The organism is Pseudoalteromonas sp. NZS11 (genome assembly GCF_015864765.1).
Taxonomy (GTDB): domain Bacteria; phylum Pseudomonadota; class Gammaproteobacteria; order Enterobacterales; family Alteromonadaceae; genus Pseudoalteromonas; species Pseudoalteromonas arctica.
Window position 1 is genome coordinate 123,356 of record NZ_JADYWP010000006.1, and the last position, 16,470, is coordinate 139,825.

A 16,470-nucleotide genomic window follows, 5' to 3' on the forward strand; every position below is an offset into this window, starting at 1 on the left:
ATCACTTAATATGATGGGTGCTTTAACAGGTACCTACTGTACGAGTTAGCGCTTAAATTGCTTAAGCGACATGTGCTTTATATGCCCTTTTTTAAAAACGCACAAACGAGATATTTTTAACGTGAAGATAAAAAATATTGATTAACTAATAACGCAGATTAAAATACGCAAAACAATACCTTATGAGAGTTAAAAATGTCGCTGCCTGCTTGCCCAAAATGCCAATGTGAATATGTTTACGAGGACCAACAACTGCTTGTTTGCCCCGAGTGCGCCCATGAGTGGAACCCTAATAATACAAGCGATGAACACGCAATTTTAGTTAAAGATGCCAATGGCACTTTGCTAAATGATGGTGACAAAGTGACAGTAGCCAAAGATTTAAAAATTAAAGGCAGCTCGCAAGTAATTAAAATTGGCACCAAAGCGGTAGTTAGAAGAGTGCTTGATAAAAAAGATCACGAACTTGATTGTAAAGTAGATGGCATTGGCGAAATGATGGTAACAGCGAAATTTGTGAAGAAAGCTACCTAAAATTGGATATTTAAAACATAGGATGTTAGATGAAAAATCATAAAAATAAATTCATCCAAGCCTTATGGTCTGTTATTGAAGCCTATTATTAGTGCGTGTAATAGATTTTGTTTAACTGCTATTAGTTGTGTATATCTAAAGGTCCACCTACATTTAATAAGGCGAATTATCGCTTAGGTATATTTAAGCATTTAACCTCCTCACCTTAATGAGGAGGTATCTATTGAACTGATCAGTTTACATTTCAGTTAAAGTGCTTTTTAAGCTTTGATTACCCAGTAAAGAAATCAAATACGTTACCAAGTGTTGATGATGAACCTTTATAAAATTCAGTAAAACTACATCGACTGCATGTCACAGCGGTGTACTTTTTATTTTGAACATCAAAAATTCTTGACCAAAAGCCACCCGAAACTCTTATTTCACCGGTATCAAATTCGTTATTATTAAACTTAGAGCAAGACCAATTGTTATGTCTCATATTTCAACCTCCATATTATTTATGTACGGTATATTAAACACTTAAGGAATGTGTGTAGCAATTTTTTTAATAAACAAACTATAATTTAGTTCTTATATTGGTTAAGTTGGAATTTTGATAGATGTTTGGATGGCTTTTTAATAATTGCTTTTTATAATAATTAGTACGGGAGTCATACTAATTTCACTCAGGGATTACCTACTTGTTAGCTGTATATTGCGTTAGCAACAAAAATTTTCGTAAGTCTCGTTCTTGTCTCATTACGTGCAAAATATATACTTTATCGTTATCTTTTTTGTAAAATATACGACAAGGATTCACGACCAGTTCAAGATAATTTAGGTTAGCTAACTCAATTGGTTTTTTACCTGATTCAGGAAAGAGTTCGAGACGTTCAACTTTTTCAAATATTTTGGAAACCAATTTTTTCGCTGACTGTAAATTGCTTAATGCGATATATTCAGCGATATCGTTAAGATCATCCAAAGCTGGATTAGTCCAAATTATTTCAGCCATTTATTCATTTTATCTTTAGCTTCAACATTCGACATGGTTTCACCACGACTTATTGCCTGCTCTCCTTTTGCAAGAGACTCAAGAATTTGCATACGCTTTTGCATAAATTCATAATCATCAACATCTACTAAGTATGCAGATGGTTGTCCATGTTCAGTTATCAACACAGGTTCTTTAGAGGAATGAAGTTCAGATAATATCTTCGTTGCTTGACGCTTCAATGTTGTTACTAGTTCTACTCTCATAATAATCCCCAAACAAATGTATCACTATAGTAGCACCGAGTAGCCAACTTGGGAAATACAACTAACGAGGCTGTATAACCACTAAAATCAATTAAAAAGGGAGCACCTAACGTCAACCCTGCTCACTTTTAAACTATTAGGTACTTCTCATTATATGCCTTTGTAGAAATTGAAATACACACCACGTTACGCTATAAAAACATAGCTATAGGTTGGATAAATGGTGAAGACATGCCATCCGACAATTAATTTATGAATATAAATAAGCGATTATTACGTTGGCATAGCTCTGCCAGCAAAAGCTTCTCTTAAAAACCAAAGCTTTATAAAATCTCTACCACCACATATTCGTGGGCTTTACCTGCAATTGTTAACGTAATTTCATCATCAATCTGTTTATTTAGTAACTGCTTACCCATTGGTGCGCCGGGTGTTACAACAGCAATTGCGTGCTGTTTAACGTTTACTGTTAAACCACCAGCTGCGGGGCCTAAATAAAACCATTTTTGGGCTGCGTTATCATCTTCTAAACACACCAGCGAACCGATAGCTATTTTATCGGTTGGTTTTTCGTTAAAGGCAGGTTCGAACAATTCTATACTTTTATAGCAATCGTTTACGCGCTGGGCTTGGCCTTGTGCTAAATAAGCGGCTTCGAGCCCTAGGGTATCGTATTTATTTTCGGCTATGTTTTCTTCATGTGTGGCGGTGTCGTGCGCAGTTTTTGCCGCTACTTTTGCTGTTGTAAGCTGCGCTTCTAGCGCAAAGCGAAGATGTTCGATAACGTGGGTTTTATTCATGGGGATTAGTACAATACAGGCTGTAAAAATAAGGCAGCTAGTTTAACATTTTTGCGGGGCTTAAAACCATTGTTTTAAACCCCGCAAGTTTGGTGGGAATACTTGCGGAACTTAAATTTGCATTAAACAAACAAAGGGCGGTTGGTTGATGCTACTCTTTGCTTGTGCTTTATTAAAAACCTTATGGCATATCTAATAATGTTTGCGTGTGGGCATCTACTTTAACTTCGTAGTTTTTAGCGCTTAAGCCCAATAGCTCTGGCAAGGTTGCCGCTATACAAATAGACGAGAACGTACCCACTACAATGCCGGTAAATAATGCAATAGCAAAGCCTTGCAGTGGTGCACCTGCAAGCAACCAAACACTCGCAACCGTTGCAAGTGTGGTACCTGACGTTATTAAGGTACGTGTTAGTGTACTTTTAATCGCATTATTAATAATAGTCGCTGGGCTAAGTACATTGTTTGATTGAACACGTAAAAGCTCACGTACTCTATCCCCTACTATTATTGAGTCGTTAAGTGAGTAACCAATAATAGCCAGTAAACTTGCCAGTACGGTTAGGTTAAACTCAATTTGTAATAGTGAAAATAACCCAAGTACGAGTATTAAATCGTGCACTAGCGCTACCACAGAGCCGAGTGCTAAGCGCCATTCAAAACGCACTGCAAGGTAAATCATTACTGCAATCATTGCAGCAAACATTGCTAAACAGCCTTGATCAAATAACTCATCGCCCACTTGTGAACCAATATAAGCTGACGATAATACCTGTGCGTTTATATCATCGTTTTGTGTAACAGCGCTTTGCCAATCAGGGCTATTAGCTGTTGTTGATGTAGTTGATGCACTTGGCGCTTCTTTTAATTGAAAATGACTATTACCTTGCGCGGTTAGCTCAAACTCACCGTTGTGATTTTTAGCAATAAACGATTGAAGCTCTTTTAGTTCAACACTTTGGCTGGTTGTAAACTCAGTTAAATAACCGCCGGTAAAATCTAGGCCAAAATTTAGACCTTTTTGCGTAAGCGTAAATACGGATAGCAGCACTAAAATGGCACTTAAAAGCATACCCATAAAGCGTAAACGTGTGCCCTTTTCACCTTTCAAAAAATAATTAAGCATGTGCTTTTTCTCCTACTTTTTTACCCATTTTTAAATACAACGTTTGGCTCAATATTTTTGATACGTACACACCTGTAAATACAGACGTTAAAAGCCCCAGTGCGAGTGTAATGGCAAAACCTTTAACGGGCCCATAGCCTATGCCGTATAAGATAAGTGCGGTGATCATGGTGGTTATATTGGCATCAAATATTGTATTTGCGGCTTGTTTATAACCCTCTTGAATAGCTTGATATGGTGCACGGCCTTGGCGACGTTCTTCTTTAATGCGTTCAAATATTATTACGTTAGTGTCTACCGCCATACCTATGGTTAGCACCAGACCTGCAATACCCGGAAGCGTTAACACAACCCCTGGTAATAATGACATTAAGCCCACAAGCGACGTTAAATTTAATATAAGTGCCACATTTGCAATAAGGCCTAAACGGCGATACCAAAGCGCCATAAATGCAAGGGTAATACCCATACCTAACATAAGCGCGGCTAAGCCATTACTAATGTTTTCACTGCCGAGGCTTGGCCCTATTGTTTGTTCGTGCACAATTGTAACGGGTGCTGTAAGCGAGCCTGCACGTAGTAATAATGCCAGGTCGGCTGCCACTTGTTGGCTTTTCATATTGGTAATACTAAAACGCGAACTTAAATGCTGAGCAATATTGGCAACGTTAATAACTTCGCTTTTTTTAACTACTTCGCCTTTAGCATTTTGAGAGTACTCAGAGTAAACCGTCGCCATTGGCTTACCAATATTGGCTTTTGAAAACGCCGACATTGCATCCCCGCCTAGGCCGTCTAGGCTTAGTTGTACAAGTGGTTTACCCCAATCGTCGCGGCCTATGTTTGCATTATTAATATGATCGCCTGTAAAAATTGGCACAGGATCGAGCTTTATGGTTCCGCCCGATTGCATATTAAATGTTTGCCCGCCAATTTCTTTTAATTGATAAAAACCAAGCGATGCTGTTGCACCAATAATACGTTTTGCTTCGGTTGGATCTTGCACGCCTGGTAGCTCTATACGAATGCGGTGCTTTCCTTGGCGCTGTGTTACCGCTTCGGTAATGCCTAACTCTTCAATACGTGAACGAAGGGTTGTGAGTGTTTGCCCCATTACTTCTTTATCAAAGCTGCTGCGGCCTTGCTCTGAATAACTAAATTTGGCAGTTTTAACGCTGCCGTTATTGCTTGTTACAACGGCTAAATTAGCAAATCGGCTTTGTAGCTCTTCAATAACTGGGGTTAACTTGTCGGTTGAATTAGGCAATGCGTTTATTTCAAACCCGTGCTGAGTTTGCTGCGCTTTTACGCCATGTGCTTTTTGCTTAATGATGATTGATTTAGCTTGTTGATACGCACTGACTAATTGCTCATCAACGGCTTTATCTAAATCTACGTCTAGTACAAATAGCACACCGCCATTTAAATCAAGGCCCAGCTTTATTGGTGATAAACCAAAATCTTGTAACCATGTTGGGCTGGTTGCATGCTCAACAATTTTAACTTGCGTGTTTGGATATTGCGCTTTTATAGCCGCTTGCGCCTGAGCGCTTTTAGTTGGCTCGTTTAAAAGTATATTAATAGTCGATTGCTTATCTAAACCCTGCTCAACCTCTAGCCCTTGTTTATTTAAAAAAGTAACTAGCGTTTTAGTGCTCGGTAAAGATTGCGTTTCGCTGTGCGGCGTACTACTTACGTGCAACCACGATTTATTTGGATATAGGTTTGGTAATGCGCTGATAGCTAATAAAACCAATACTATTAGCATGGCTATATAGCTTAATTTGAACTTAGCCGAAGACGGCTTTTTATCTTTTTTAAAACTTAACATGTTGAATCCTTATTGCCAGCAAAGCTAGCAACGTGCTTTTTAAAAGCACAATTAATCTGCAGGCTAAAACTTTAAAAGTTAAAACCTAATAAAATTAAATAAGGAAAATTAAGCGTGGTAGGTAGTTACAGCTCTGTAGAGTAAGTTTACGTCTTTCCAGCCACTCAAGCGCGACTTTTTACTATTAGTTACAAGCGTATACCAAGGCTGTATAGGATTAATTGCTCTTGGTCGTAAGAATATATGCCTAACAAGATTTTGAGCAAAAAATTCAAAAACCACATCGTATTCTGGCTCACTTTGAACAGTGTGCAAAAACAATGATGAATTATTGGCTGTTAACCTTGGTTGGTGCGCGTCAAAATCGGTTTGATGCGTTTTTTTATGCTGCGAAGTATCTACAGACTTACTAATAGGCTGTATTTTAGTTAAATCGGCAATATCAGTAAGCGAAACCTGCGTACTAATATTGATATTTAAATTTTGTGAGGCGCCCATAGCATTGCTCTGCACACTAAAAAGTGCAGCAAGTAGCAAAAAGGCAGTTAAAAACACTCTAAATTTAAACATTCACGTTTTAAAACTAAAATAAGGGATTCGTAGTATATAAGGGCTAGTATTTTAAATACAATAGCCTGCTATGTATTTAGTTTAACTTTCCCCATAGCTTTACTTTCGCCTCAGAGCGCTAAAGTTACTTGAGATCGAGCGAATTATTTAAATTTTCTTTTGAAAATCTAATTTACAAAATATGTTACGTTTAAATCTACTACTTCGGCAACATACCTTCCCCTTACCCAATGAAAATTGAGTAATTATTTAGGCTTACCCACCATCTAATATTTGCAGTTTTATTATTCATTTAACATTCATTTAGTGGTTTTTTTTGGTAAAATAACAGGTAACCTATGATGCTTCGTACTATTAAATGCGTAAGTTGCAGCGGATATACGAAATTAGTATAATTAAATGTAAACAAATAGCTAAATTTTGATTTTCTTAATTATGTTATGGATAGTAAATAAGGCAGGGAAAGTCATTATGAAAAAAAACATAGTTAGTAAAATTGTCGCAAAATTTTACAATAAAAGCTTAAAGCTAATAAATACCCTAAGTAATGACACTGACCTAAAAAAGCTAATAAACAACAGTGAAATAGTCTCTTTCGATATTTTCGATACAGTGATCCTCAGAAAAGTCCTCGAACCAGCTGATATTTTTACAATAGTTGAAAATTTATATAATGATGAACATAAAAAGCTAGACATAGATTTTAAAAGTATCCGAAGCAAAGCAGAACCAGAAGCGACAAAGATACTAACTGAGCTTGATGGTACCCAATCCATAGGCTTGGATGAAATATATGCACACATACAAAAAACACAAGATCTAGACAGCAAAACAATAAATACATTGAAAGCGCTAGAAATCGAAATAGAATTAAAATTTTGTGTTAAAAATGAATATATGCACTCTTTTTATCAATACTGTATTGATAGTGATAAAAAGGTAATTTTCACCTCAGACATGTACTTACCAGAATATGTGATAAAAAAAATTCTTTACGATAATGGTTATACAAAATTCCATCAATTATTTTTATCTTCTGTAATCCGTAAATCAAAGTCTAAAGGTGGATTATATCCACATATACTTAAAGAACTATCCTGTAAACCATCTAAGCTATTACATATTGGCGATTATTACTTCGCCGATGTAATTAATGCGATGAAAGAAGGCATCAAACCTTATTATTACAAAAAAACCAGTGAATATGCGCTTAGTCATCATTCATTTAAAAGGCTAAGGAAGCTATATCCTTCAAAACTCTCTATAGAAGAATCTATTTATTTTGCGACTATCATCAACAAAACGTTTACCCAAAGAAATAATAACAATGAAAATATTTGGTACGACTTCGGTTATGTTTATTGTGGAATAATATATTTTGGCTTAACTCGCTGGCTTACTAGTCAGGTAATACATCAAGAAATAGAACATATATTTTTCCTTGCGCGCGACGGCTATATTATGCATAAAGTGTATAGCCTTATGAATCAAGGAATTAAAACCCCTGTTAGTAAATATATGTATGCATCAAGGCGAGCTATAAACATCCCCACTATATACAATGGCATCGATGAATATTCGATAAAGGTACTTTGTCATTTTGTTCCTAATTTGAGCGTCGTAAACTACCTTGATAGAGTTGATATAGAAGCGGAAAAACATATTGAAAAAATAAAAAAAGTAGGCTTTTCTGATCAAAATCATACAATAGAAACAGATAGCGATAAGGATAAATTAGCAAAACTCTTTCATTTATTAGTTGATGATATATGTAGTAATGCAGCGGTCGAAAGAGAAAACCTATTAACTTACCTGGATCAAATTGGGTTTATGGATACCAAAAAAGTCGCGATTGTTGACATTGGATGGCAAGGGACAATCCAGAATTCACTGAATAAGCTAATGCTATTAGAAAATAATGAAATAGATATTCATGGTTATTACCTAGGCACATTTCAAACTGCAATGAAGTTTGCTGAAAAAGGGTTTCCGATGTCTGGCTATATGTGTAACTTTTCAGAACCTAAAAATAATTTTCAAGTATTATCGGAAGGTGTGCATATGCTCGAATTTATTTTTTCGGCACCTCACGGCTCTGTAATTAAATTCGATAAAAAAAATGATGACATAGTAGCTATATTCGAACCTAATGACTTTTCTAACGATAAGCTAAATACAATAAACGAATTTCAAAAAGGGGCTATGGACTTTATTTCTGATTTTATGGCTATTGAGAGGGACTATAAAAAAATAAATATCGCTCCTGAAACAGCTATAAAACCTATATCTCGACTATTAAAAACCCCTACTTATAGCGAATCCGTAAACTTTGGTAATCTAAAACACTCTGAGTATGTCGGAGCAAATAGCCATGAAAGTTACTTTGCTAAAACGTCCGATCCATTAAAAATGTTTCTTAACCCGATTAAGTTTAAGCAAGCCTATAGCAAATCATTATGGAAAGCTGGTTTCAGAAAACGTTATATGCGATATATTCTACCGGAAAATATATACTGCTATTTTAGAAAGCATTAAGTTGGTAACTCCATTTTAATGTTTAAAATTAAACTAATACCTTTCCTTATTTCAATTTACTGAGCTTGTTAGCTTATAAGTTAGTTTATTTACCCATATACCAACTCTGAGATACTGAATGCGCCCCAGACAAAGCAGTGAAAAACGACCAGACGCCATGAATTTACGCCAAAGTGTAAAAACACTGTGGCCCTACCTTACAAAATTTAAAGGCCGTGTTTTTATTGCACTTATGGCGCTTATAGGCGCAAAAGGTGCCACGCTTTTAATGCCTTGGGCACTTAAAGAAATTATAGACTCGATAGATAAGTCGATTAACCCACTGTTGGTTATTCCCGCTTTATTGTTATTGATGTACGGTGCACTGCGTTTTGCCAGTGTATTTTTAGGTGAGATAAGGGATGCTGTATTTTCTCGTGTAACCGAGCACGCCATGCGTGATATTGGTTTAAAAGTATTTAAGCATTTGCACTCACTTGAGCTGGCTTTTCATTTAGATAGGCAAACCGGTGGCATTAGCCGCGATATAGAACGCGGTACGAGTGGCTTAAGCTTTTTAATGCGCTTTTTAATGTTTAATATTGTGCCTACTTTATTTGAAATACTGACCGTTGCGATTATTTTTGGCACGTTGTTTTCTGTTTGGTTTGCGCTTATTACATTATTGGCAGTTGCTATTTATATTACCTTTACTGTGGTGGTTACCCAGTGGAGAAACCGCTTTATTAGAGAAGCAAACGCTGCCGACAATCAAAGTAATACCCGCGCAATAGACAGTTTGCTTAATTATGAAACTGTAAAGTATTTTAATAATGAGCAGTTTGAAGCTAAAACGTATGACACCTTTTTAGCAAACTGGGAAAAAGCCCGTTTAAAAAATAGAATGTCGTTGCTCGCTCTTAACTCAGGCCAAGCACTTATTATCGCTTGTGCTATTACCGCTTTAATGTGGTTGGGCTCAACCGAGGTAGTTGCAGGTACACTCTCTATTGGTGAACTTGTGATGATTAACGCGTATATGATTCAGCTATTTTTACCACTTAACTTTTTAGGTTTTGTGTACCGCGAAATAAGACGCGCCCTAACCGACCTTGAAAACATGCTTGGGCTACTTAACAAAAAACCACAAATAACCGATGCACTTAATGCTAAAGAGCTCAATATTAGCCAAGGTGAAATAACATTTAATAATGTAAATTTTAGTTACGATGCGCACCGCCCTATTCTTAATAACCTTAGCTTTAGCGTTAAAGCAGGCAGCAAAGTAGCCATTGTTGGTGCGAGTGGTGCTGGTAAAAGCTCATTAGCGCGACTGCTTTATCGTTTTTATGATGTAAGCGCTGGTGAAATTAGTATCGATAATCAAGCAATAAACTCAGTAACACTTAATAGTTTACGAAAAGCCATTGCAATAGTCCCGCAAGATACCGTGTTGTTTAACACCACGATTCGTGAAAATATCGCTTACGGTAGACCATCAGCAAGCGATGCAGAAATTGACGAAGCCATTGCTATGGCGCATTTAAAAGACTTTATAGCAACACTCGATAAAGGCGATAAAACGCTGGTTGGTGAACGTGGTTTAAAAGTATCTGGCGGCGAAAAACAGCGTATTGCCATTGCACGTGCTATTTTGAAAAAGTCCCCTATTTTAATTTTTGATGAAGCAACATCTGCACTCGACTCTCATTCTGAGCAAGCAATACTTGCTGCAATGCGTGAAGTTGCCAGTAACCATACGAGTATTGTTATTGCCCATCGCCTTTCTACTATTACCGATGCAGACACCATTATTGTGCTCAAAGCCGGACGAATTATTGAGCAAGGTAAGCACGATGAGTTACTTACACTCGCCGGAGAATATGCCCGTATGTGGGAGCTTCAGCATAAAAAATAAATAGTGTGTGACCCCTCTTAGCTCGGATACTTTCAAGTATTCGAGCTAAATAAAGCTTTTATAGCGCCTATTAGCCTTTCTCTTTTCCTCTATATTAGTTTTATCGAGCACTGTGGTGATTCACCTCAAAAGGTTTGTTTGTCTGATTAATATCAATAACAATCGATAAGTTAAATATTCGTAACAATAAAAATGATTCACTGCTGCTTTAATTCAATCAGTGATACTCAGGAGTAAGTAATGAAAAAGAGTTTAATTGCCGCAGCATTAGCTGCCACATTTATTACCGGTTGTTCAGAGCCGCAAACAACAAAAACAGACGAGCAACAACCTAAAGTAGCCACTGCAGCAGTAGCAGAGAAAGCAGAGTTAGGTAGTTTTGGTGTTGATTTAACAGCCCGCAACGAAGCCGTTAAACCAGGCGATGATTTTTTTATGTATGCCAGTGGCACGTGGTATGACAACTACGTAATGCCTGCAGATAAAACCCGCTACGGTGCATTTTCAGGATTAGCTGAGCGCAGTGAAGACGATGTTAAAGCTATTATTGAAGAAATAGCCGCACGTAAAGATTTAAACGCAGAAGAAAAACTCGTTGCTGATTTTTACAATGCGTATATGGATACCGAAACACTTAATAAACTCGGTGTAGCGCCTATTAAGCCATTGTTAAGTGAAATTAGTGATATAGCGTCAACTGACGATTTAGCTGAGATGTTTGGTAAGTCTTGGTTAACCGGTAATAAAGCCCCTTTGGGCGGCGGCATGTGGTTTAATCGCCTAGACCCTAACAAATATGAAATGTCACTAGGTGCGGGTGGGTTAGGCCTACCAGATCGCTCTTACTACCTTGAAGACGCTGAGCGCTTTGTAAAAACCCGTACAGCTTATGTTGCTCACATTGCTGACATGCTTGAGTTTGCAGGCACTGAAAATGCAACTGAGCGCGCTCAAGCTATTCTTGACCTTGAAACCAAAATTGCACAAGGTCACTGGCCTCGTGAAAAGCGCCGTAATCGCGATTTAACCCTAAACCAAGTTGAACGTGCCGATTTAAGCACTGCTTACCCTGGCTTTAACTGGGATTTATACTTTGCGCAAACAGGTTATAAAGTACCTCAGTTAAATGTATCTCAGCCTGAGCCAATAAAAGCGATGATTGAGCTAATCAATCAAGAAGATATTGCAGTATGGAAAGACTACCTAACGTATCACGCTATTAGCGGTAACGCAGGTTTACTATCAGAAGACGTATTTAATACTAATTTTGCTTTTTTTGGTAAAGAATTAAACGGACAACAAGAACCTCGTCCTCGTTGGAAACGTGCAATAAGTGAAATGTCAGGCACAAGTTCGCTTGGTTTTGCTATTGGTAAAATATACGTAGCGCGTTACTTCCCTGAGTCATCAAAACAACAAATGTCAGAGCTGGTTGAAAACCTTCGTACAGCCCTTGGTGAACGTATTGATAACCTAGAGTGGATGGGCGATGCAACTAAAGTAAATGCGCGCGCTAAACTGGCTGCATTTGTACCAAAAATTGGTTACCCCGATGTATGGCAGTCTTATGACGGTTTAAGCATTACTAAAAACGATTTAATTGGTAATGTGAAAAACATGCGTGAGTTTTTCCACGCAGAAAGTGTTGGAAAAGAGCTACAAATAACAGACCGAAATCGCTGGGGCATGACGCCACAACGCGTAAACGCTTACTACAATAGCTCGTTTAATGAAATTGTATTTCCGGCTGCGATATTACAACCGCCGTTTTTCGATCCAAATGCCGATCCGGCTGTAAACTATGGCGGTATTGGCGCTGTAATTGGTCACGAAATGGGTCATGGGTTTGACGATCAAGGTTCAAAATCAGACGAGAACGGTGTGCAACGTAATTGGTGGACTGATGCTGATCGCGCTGCATTTGACGAAAAAGCCGATCAACTGGCTGCCCAGTACAGTAAATACGAGCCAATCGAAGGTAACTTTGTAAATGGTCGAAATAGCCTTGGCGAAAACATTGGTGATGTGGGTGGTTTATCAATGGCTTATAACGCTTACAAACTTAGTTTAAATGGTAAAGAAGCGCCTGTTATTGACGGTGTTACTGGCGATCAACGTTTCTTCCTTGCGTGGGCACAAGTATGGAAAGAAAAACGTACTGAGCAAAGCATGCTTAACCAACTGCGTGGTGGCACACATGCCCCAGGTCGCTTTAGAGCACAAGCGCCGCGTAACCACGATGCATGGTACAAAGCGTTTGATGTAAAACCAGGCGATGAGTTATACCTTCCTGAAGATGAACGTGTACGTATTTGGTAAGTAATATATGAGGCTATTAATTTGCCTCGTTTAATTTTATTACTCAATTAGGCAACTCATTAAATAAGTTGCCTTTTTATTTGATTAAATTTGCTCTGAAAATCCTCTTTAAATCAGCGCCAAAACGCCTCAATAAAATACACTTTAGATGGACTTTAAACGCTACAGTTTTAATCGGCTTTAATACTTACTAGCCCTTGAATGCATTTACCTTTAGAATACGCATTATAATTTTATTCTATTATTTACATATATTAAGGCGAAACGCAGATGGGAAGAGCTTACCAAAACAAAAAAGATTCAATGGCTAAGACTGCGGGTGCTAAAACTAAAGTTTATTCTAAGTACGGCAAAGAAATTTATATTTGTGCTAAAAACGGCGGTGTAGATCCAGATGGTAACTTATCATTACGTCGTTTAATTGAACGCGCTAAAAAAGACCAAGTGCCAGCACACGTTATTGACCGCGCAATCGATAAAGCAAAAGGCGGCGGCGGCGAAGACTACTCAGCAACACGTTACGAAGGTTACGGCCCAGGTAACTGTATGATTATTGTTGATTGTTTAACAGATAACAACAAACGTACATTTGCTGATGTACGTGTTTGTTTTACTAAAGCAAATGCTAAAATTGGCGCTCAAAACTCTGTTTCACATTTATTTGATCACCTTGCTATTTTTGTATTTGACGGTGATGACGACGAAGCAGTACTTGAAGCACTAATGATGGCTGATGTTGATGTAACTGACGTAGAAGTTGATGATGGTAAAGTTACTGTTTTTGCTCCTCACACAGAGTACAACAACACACGTACAGCGCTTGAAGAAATGGGCGTGACTGAATTTGACGAAGACCTAATTAGCTTTGTGCCACAAATTGAAACGCCTATTGAAGGCGAAGACGTAGAAGTTATGGAACGCTTTTTAGCCATGCTAGAAGATTGCGACGACGTACAAAACGTTTACCATAACGCGCAATTCTAAAATTAGTTAACTAAGTTAGAACGACTTTAAGCCAACAGCTATGTTGGCTTTTTCATTTTTAGAACGTGGTATAAATATATGAATAATCTTACGGAGCTTAAAAGTGGCAAACTTGTTGGTGCTACTCACCTGCAATTAGTAGAAGAGTTAACAATATTCCCGGAAGAGATTTTTAGCTTAGCTGACACGCTCGAAGTACTCGATTTATCAAATAATAACTTATCAACACTACCTGATGAATTTGCCTGTTTAACACGCCTGAAGCGAGTATTTTTATCGTTTAATCAGTTTAAGCATATTCCTACTGTGCTGGCTAAATGCCCTGCTTTAATTATGGTCGCGTTTAAGGGTAACCAAATTTCTGAGTTTGCTTTAAACAGCCTGCCAAAAAATATTGAGTGGCTCATACTCACCGATAATACGTTAAGCGAATTGCCTGAAGACTTTGGTAATTACACCCAACTTAAAAAGCTCGCGCTTGCGGGCAATCAACTTAAGCAACTGCCAAGTAGCATGGCGCAGTGTAAAAACCTCGAGCTTGTTAGGCTCTCTGCTAATAACTTAACACACGTAGACGACTGGCTGTTTGAACTGCCTAAACTTGCTTGGCTTGCGTTTGCCGGTAACGATTTTAATAAAGCCCAGTGCCTTACAAAGTGCAGCTTAGAAAATAAACCTCTTAACGATTACACGCTTAGTCATGTTATTGGCCAAGGTGCATCGGGCGTTATTCATTTAGCACAAGCTGCTGATAGCGCTGTAGCGATTAAATTATTTAAAGGTGCAATTACCAGCGACGGCTACCCGCTTGATGAAGTAAATTGCTGCTTACAAGCAGGCGATCACGCTAATTTAATTAAAGTACTTGCCTACATTGATCAAAGTGATCAGTTGGGTTTAGTGATGGAGCTAATAGATAAAAGCTTTGCTAATTTAGGTCTGCCTCCAAGCCTTGAAACCTGTACGCGTGATACCTTTAACAATGATTGCCATTACTCAACTCAAGCTATTTTAAAAATTGCACAGCAAATGGTAAATACCTTACATCACTTGCATGTTCGTAAAGTAAGCCATGGCGACGTGTATGCGCATAACACCATGATAAACAAAGATGCTGATGTTTTATTTGGCGATTTTGGTGCTGCAACTAATTTAACGATGCTAAGTGAGTATCAACAAAAACAACTAGAGTGGATAGAAGTAAGAGCTCTGGGCTGTTTAATTGAAGACTTATTAGGCACGGTAACCGGTGATGATAGGCAAAGTGAGCTATTTGGTGAAATGTCCGATATGGCAAAGTGTGCTATGCAACCTTCATTAAATCAAAGACCTACATTTACTGAGTTATTAGAAGAGCTAAATATATAATTGAGTAGAGTCATAAAAAAGAGCAACGTGTAACACGTTGCTCTTTTTTTAGTTTATGTTTATTGAATTAATCGAGCTCATTTAGTGCGCTTAAACGGGTAAACCTGTTGTTTAAGCATACCTACCGGCATGTAATCCCCGACTACGCCATACGCTTGTGGCCACTCTTTTTGGCCTTTAACAGCAGTACCAAACGCGTAATCTAAAAACGAAAAATGCGCAGCGTAATTGCGGTCAATCGCAGCTTTATCTGACGCATGATGCCAATGGTGAAACTGCGGTGTAACCATAAAATACTTTAACCAACCAAATTTAACACGTACATTTGCATGATTAAACACAGCCTGCAAACCCACAATTATTACGTATAAACTAATTATTTGCTGTGAAAATCCAAGTACAAATATGGGTGTGAGCACTAAGCTGCGAGTTACGAGTATTTCAAGAATATGTTGGCGAGAGCCCGCTAACCAATCCATTTCTTTAGCACTGTGATGTACGCCATGAAAGCGCCATAATAAAGGGACTTCGTGATAAGCACGATGCACCCAATACTGCATTAAATCAGCCACGAGTATTATTAAAAACAACTGCACTACAAATGGTGTTTGCTCTATATAACCTTGTACTGTAGATGATACAGCCCAGCCAAAACCATAATGCACAAAGTGGTTAGTAACGAGTAATACAAAACCAATAATTAAATGGTTTACGAAAAAGTGGTTTAAATCGCCTCGCCATTCGCTACGTAATATTTTTTGCTCTTTTCGATGGGGTAGCAGCTTTTCAATAACAATAAATATGAGTGTTGAGCCTAGTAAATCTAAAATAAACCAATCGAGCCCTATGTAAGGTGTGTCGCTAGCAAACTCATTTACCTCAACGTTTGGTCCGCCAAACATAATAGCGAGTAAAATAAAAAACCACGCTGTAGCTCCTAAGCGCTTATTGGTATTGCGTACAAAGTTAAGTAGTCCTAAACTGCCCGAGACCAATAATGATGCAAACATAAGCTGACGTAAAAAGTCGACACTGTAGCTTTTGCGTAGTTCTGGTGTGGTTAAGTATTCAGGAAAGTGAAACGCTAATACGCCTAAGCAACTCAGTATTGCTAAAAAGCAGGCTATGTAGCCACTTATGTTGCCCTCACCTATCTGAAGATGATTTGTGCGAAATACCTTTCGTGATAAAGCTCTGATCATTTTTATTATTCCTTGCTTCGTTGAGTTGATTAAATACAACGAAATTCCATTGATTTACACAC

14 protein-coding genes are annotated in these 16,470 nt (G+C 37.9%); 6 read left to right on the forward strand and 8 right to left on the reverse strand.

The annotated features are described in order from the left end of the window. The first annotated feature begins 195 nt into the window (after positions 1 to 195). Positions 196 to 534 carry a zinc ribbon domain-containing protein YjdM gene (locus I6E82_RS13975; protein ID WP_101217298.1) on the forward strand — a complete coding sequence of 113 codons (339 nt, stop codon included), beginning with the start codon at positions 196 to 198 and terminating at the stop codon, positions 532 to 534. Between the two features lie 271 nt (positions 535 to 805). Here I6E82_RS13975 and I6E82_RS13980 read toward each other — a convergent pair whose 3' ends face one another. The 7 genes from I6E82_RS13980 to I6E82_RS14010 all read right to left on the reverse strand — a co-directional run bounded on the left by I6E82_RS13980 (position 806) and on the right by I6E82_RS14010 (position 6,103). Further along, positions 806 to 1,015, reverse strand: coding sequence for a zinc ribbon domain-containing protein (locus I6E82_RS13980; protein ID WP_197110830.1), 210 nt, complete (start codon positions 1,013 to 1,015; stop codon positions 806 to 808). A 198-nt stretch (positions 1,016 to 1,213) separates the two neighbouring features. Continuing rightward, complete coding sequence (locus tag I6E82_RS13985; protein WP_024592928.1) at positions 1,214 to 1,531, reverse strand: type II toxin-antitoxin system RelE/ParE family toxin; 318 nt, start codon at positions 1,529 to 1,531, stop codon at positions 1,214 to 1,216. Then, positions 1,519 to 1,776 carry a type II toxin-antitoxin system Phd/YefM family antitoxin gene (locus I6E82_RS13990; protein WP_010555056.1) on the reverse strand — a complete coding sequence of 86 codons (258 nt, stop codon included), beginning with the start codon at positions 1,774 to 1,776 and terminating at the stop codon, positions 1,519 to 1,521. The genes I6E82_RS13985 and I6E82_RS13990 overlap by 13 nt, the downstream gene beginning before the upstream one ends. 323 nt (positions 1,777 to 2,099) lie before the next feature. Then, positions 2,100 to 2,576, reverse strand: coding sequence for a GreA/GreB family elongation factor (locus I6E82_RS13995; RefSeq protein WP_007582643.1), 477 nt, complete (start codon positions 2,574 to 2,576; stop codon positions 2,100 to 2,102). A 181-nt stretch (positions 2,577 to 2,757) separates the two neighbouring features. Next, positions 2,758 to 3,702 (reverse strand): protein translocase subunit SecF, encoded by a 945-nt coding sequence (secF, locus tag I6E82_RS14000; RefSeq protein ID WP_197118130.1) that lies wholly within the window; start codon positions 3,700 to 3,702, stop codon positions 2,758 to 2,760. After that, a complete protein-coding gene (gene secD / locus I6E82_RS14005; RefSeq protein ID WP_197118131.1) occupies positions 3,695 to 5,533 on the reverse strand; it encodes a protein translocase subunit SecD in 1,839 nt (612 codons plus the stop codon). Before secD ends, secF begins: the two co-directional genes overlap by 8 nt. A 108-nt stretch (positions 5,534 to 5,641) precedes the next feature. After that, on the reverse strand, positions 5,642 to 6,103 hold the full coding sequence (locus I6E82_RS14010) for a hypothetical protein (protein ID WP_165721524.1): 462 nt from the start codon (positions 6,101 to 6,103) through the stop codon (positions 5,642 to 5,644). Positions 6,104 to 6,574: 471 nt separating this feature from the next. On the opposite strand from I6E82_RS14010, the gene I6E82_RS14015 reads away from it, so the two are divergent. The 5 genes from I6E82_RS14015 to I6E82_RS14035 all read left to right on the forward strand — a co-directional run bounded on the left by I6E82_RS14015 (position 6,575) and on the right by I6E82_RS14035 (position 15,206). Beyond that, positions 6,575 to 8,638 carry an HAD family hydrolase gene (locus I6E82_RS14015; protein ID WP_197118132.1) on the forward strand — a complete coding sequence of 688 codons (2,064 nt, stop codon included), beginning with the start codon at positions 6,575 to 6,577 and terminating at the stop codon, positions 8,636 to 8,638. Between the two features lie 118 nt (positions 8,639 to 8,756). Beyond that, on the forward strand, positions 8,757 to 10,535 hold the full coding sequence (locus I6E82_RS14020; RefSeq protein WP_197118133.1) for an ABCB family ABC transporter ATP-binding protein/permease: 1,779 nt from the start codon (positions 8,757 to 8,759) through the stop codon (positions 10,533 to 10,535). Between the two features lie 240 nt (positions 10,536 to 10,775). Beyond that, a complete protein-coding gene (locus tag I6E82_RS14025; RefSeq protein WP_197118134.1) occupies positions 10,776 to 12,854 on the forward strand; it encodes a M13 family metallopeptidase in 2,079 nt (692 codons plus the stop codon). A 270-nt stretch (positions 12,855 to 13,124) separates the two neighbouring features. Next, on the forward strand, positions 13,125 to 13,838 hold the full coding sequence (locus I6E82_RS14030; RefSeq protein WP_010555049.1) for a YebC/PmpR family DNA-binding transcriptional regulator: 714 nt from the start codon (positions 13,125 to 13,127) through the stop codon (positions 13,836 to 13,838). Between the two features lie 78 nt (positions 13,839 to 13,916). Then, on the forward strand, positions 13,917 to 15,206 hold the full coding sequence (locus I6E82_RS14035; RefSeq protein ID WP_197118135.1) for a leucine-rich repeat-containing protein kinase family protein: 1,290 nt from the start codon (positions 13,917 to 13,919) through the stop codon (positions 15,204 to 15,206). A gap of 77 nt (positions 15,207 to 15,283) precedes the next feature. Here I6E82_RS14035 and I6E82_RS14040 read toward each other — a convergent pair whose 3' ends face one another. Beyond that, positions 15,284 to 16,408 carry a sterol desaturase family protein gene (locus tag I6E82_RS14040; RefSeq protein WP_024607975.1) on the reverse strand — a complete coding sequence of 375 codons (1,125 nt, stop codon included), beginning with the start codon at positions 16,406 to 16,408 and terminating at the stop codon, positions 15,284 to 15,286. Positions 16,409 to 16,470 lie beyond the last annotated feature (62 nt).

Excerpts from the sequence above, each read along its gene's own strand:
- I6E82_RS13990 (WP_010555056.1), bottom strand. The coding sequence starts at position 1,776 with ATGAGAGTAGAACTAGTAACAACATTGAAGCGTCAAGCAACGAAGATA.
- I6E82_RS13995 (WP_007582643.1), bottom strand. The coding sequence starts at position 2,576 with ATGAATAAAACCCACGTTATCGAACATCTTCGCTTTGCGCTAGAAGCG.
- I6E82_RS13985 (WP_024592928.1), bottom strand. The coding sequence starts at position 1,531 with ATGGCTGAAATAATTTGGACTAATCCAGCTTTGGATGATCTTAACGAT.
- secD (WP_197118131.1), bottom strand. The coding sequence starts at position 5,533 with ATGTTAAGTTTTAAAAAAGATAAAAAGCCGTCTTCGGCTAAGTTCAAA.
- I6E82_RS14025 (WP_197118134.1), top strand. The coding sequence starts at position 10,776 with ATGAAAAAGAGTTTAATTGCCGCAGCATTAGCTGCCACATTTATTACC.
- I6E82_RS13980 (WP_197110830.1), bottom strand. The coding sequence starts at position 1,015 with ATGAGACATAACAATTGGTCTTGCTCTAAGTTTAATAATAACGAATTT.
- I6E82_RS14035 (WP_197118135.1), top strand. The coding sequence starts at position 13,917 with ATGAATAATCTTACGGAGCTTAAAAGTGGCAAACTTGTTGGTGCTACT.
- secF (WP_197118130.1), bottom strand. The coding sequence starts at position 3,702 with ATGCTTAATTATTTTTTGAAAGGTGAAAAGGGCACACGTTTACGCTTT.
- I6E82_RS14030 (WP_010555049.1), top strand. The coding sequence starts at position 13,125 with ATGGGAAGAGCTTACCAAAACAAAAAAGATTCAATGGCTAAGACTGCG.
- I6E82_RS14015 (WP_197118132.1), top strand. The coding sequence starts at position 6,575 with ATGAAAAAAAACATAGTTAGTAAAATTGTCGCAAAATTTTACAATAAA.
- I6E82_RS13975 (WP_101217298.1), top strand. The coding sequence starts at position 196 with ATGTCGCTGCCTGCTTGCCCAAAATGCCAATGTGAATATGTTTACGAG.
- I6E82_RS14010 (WP_165721524.1), bottom strand. The coding sequence starts at position 6,103 with ATGTTTAAATTTAGAGTGTTTTTAACTGCCTTTTTGCTACTTGCTGCA.
- I6E82_RS14020 (WP_197118133.1), top strand. The coding sequence starts at position 8,757 with ATGCGCCCCAGACAAAGCAGTGAAAAACGACCAGACGCCATGAATTTA.
- I6E82_RS14040 (WP_024607975.1), bottom strand. The coding sequence starts at position 16,408 with ATGATCAGAGCTTTATCACGAAAGGTATTTCGCACAAATCATCTTCAG.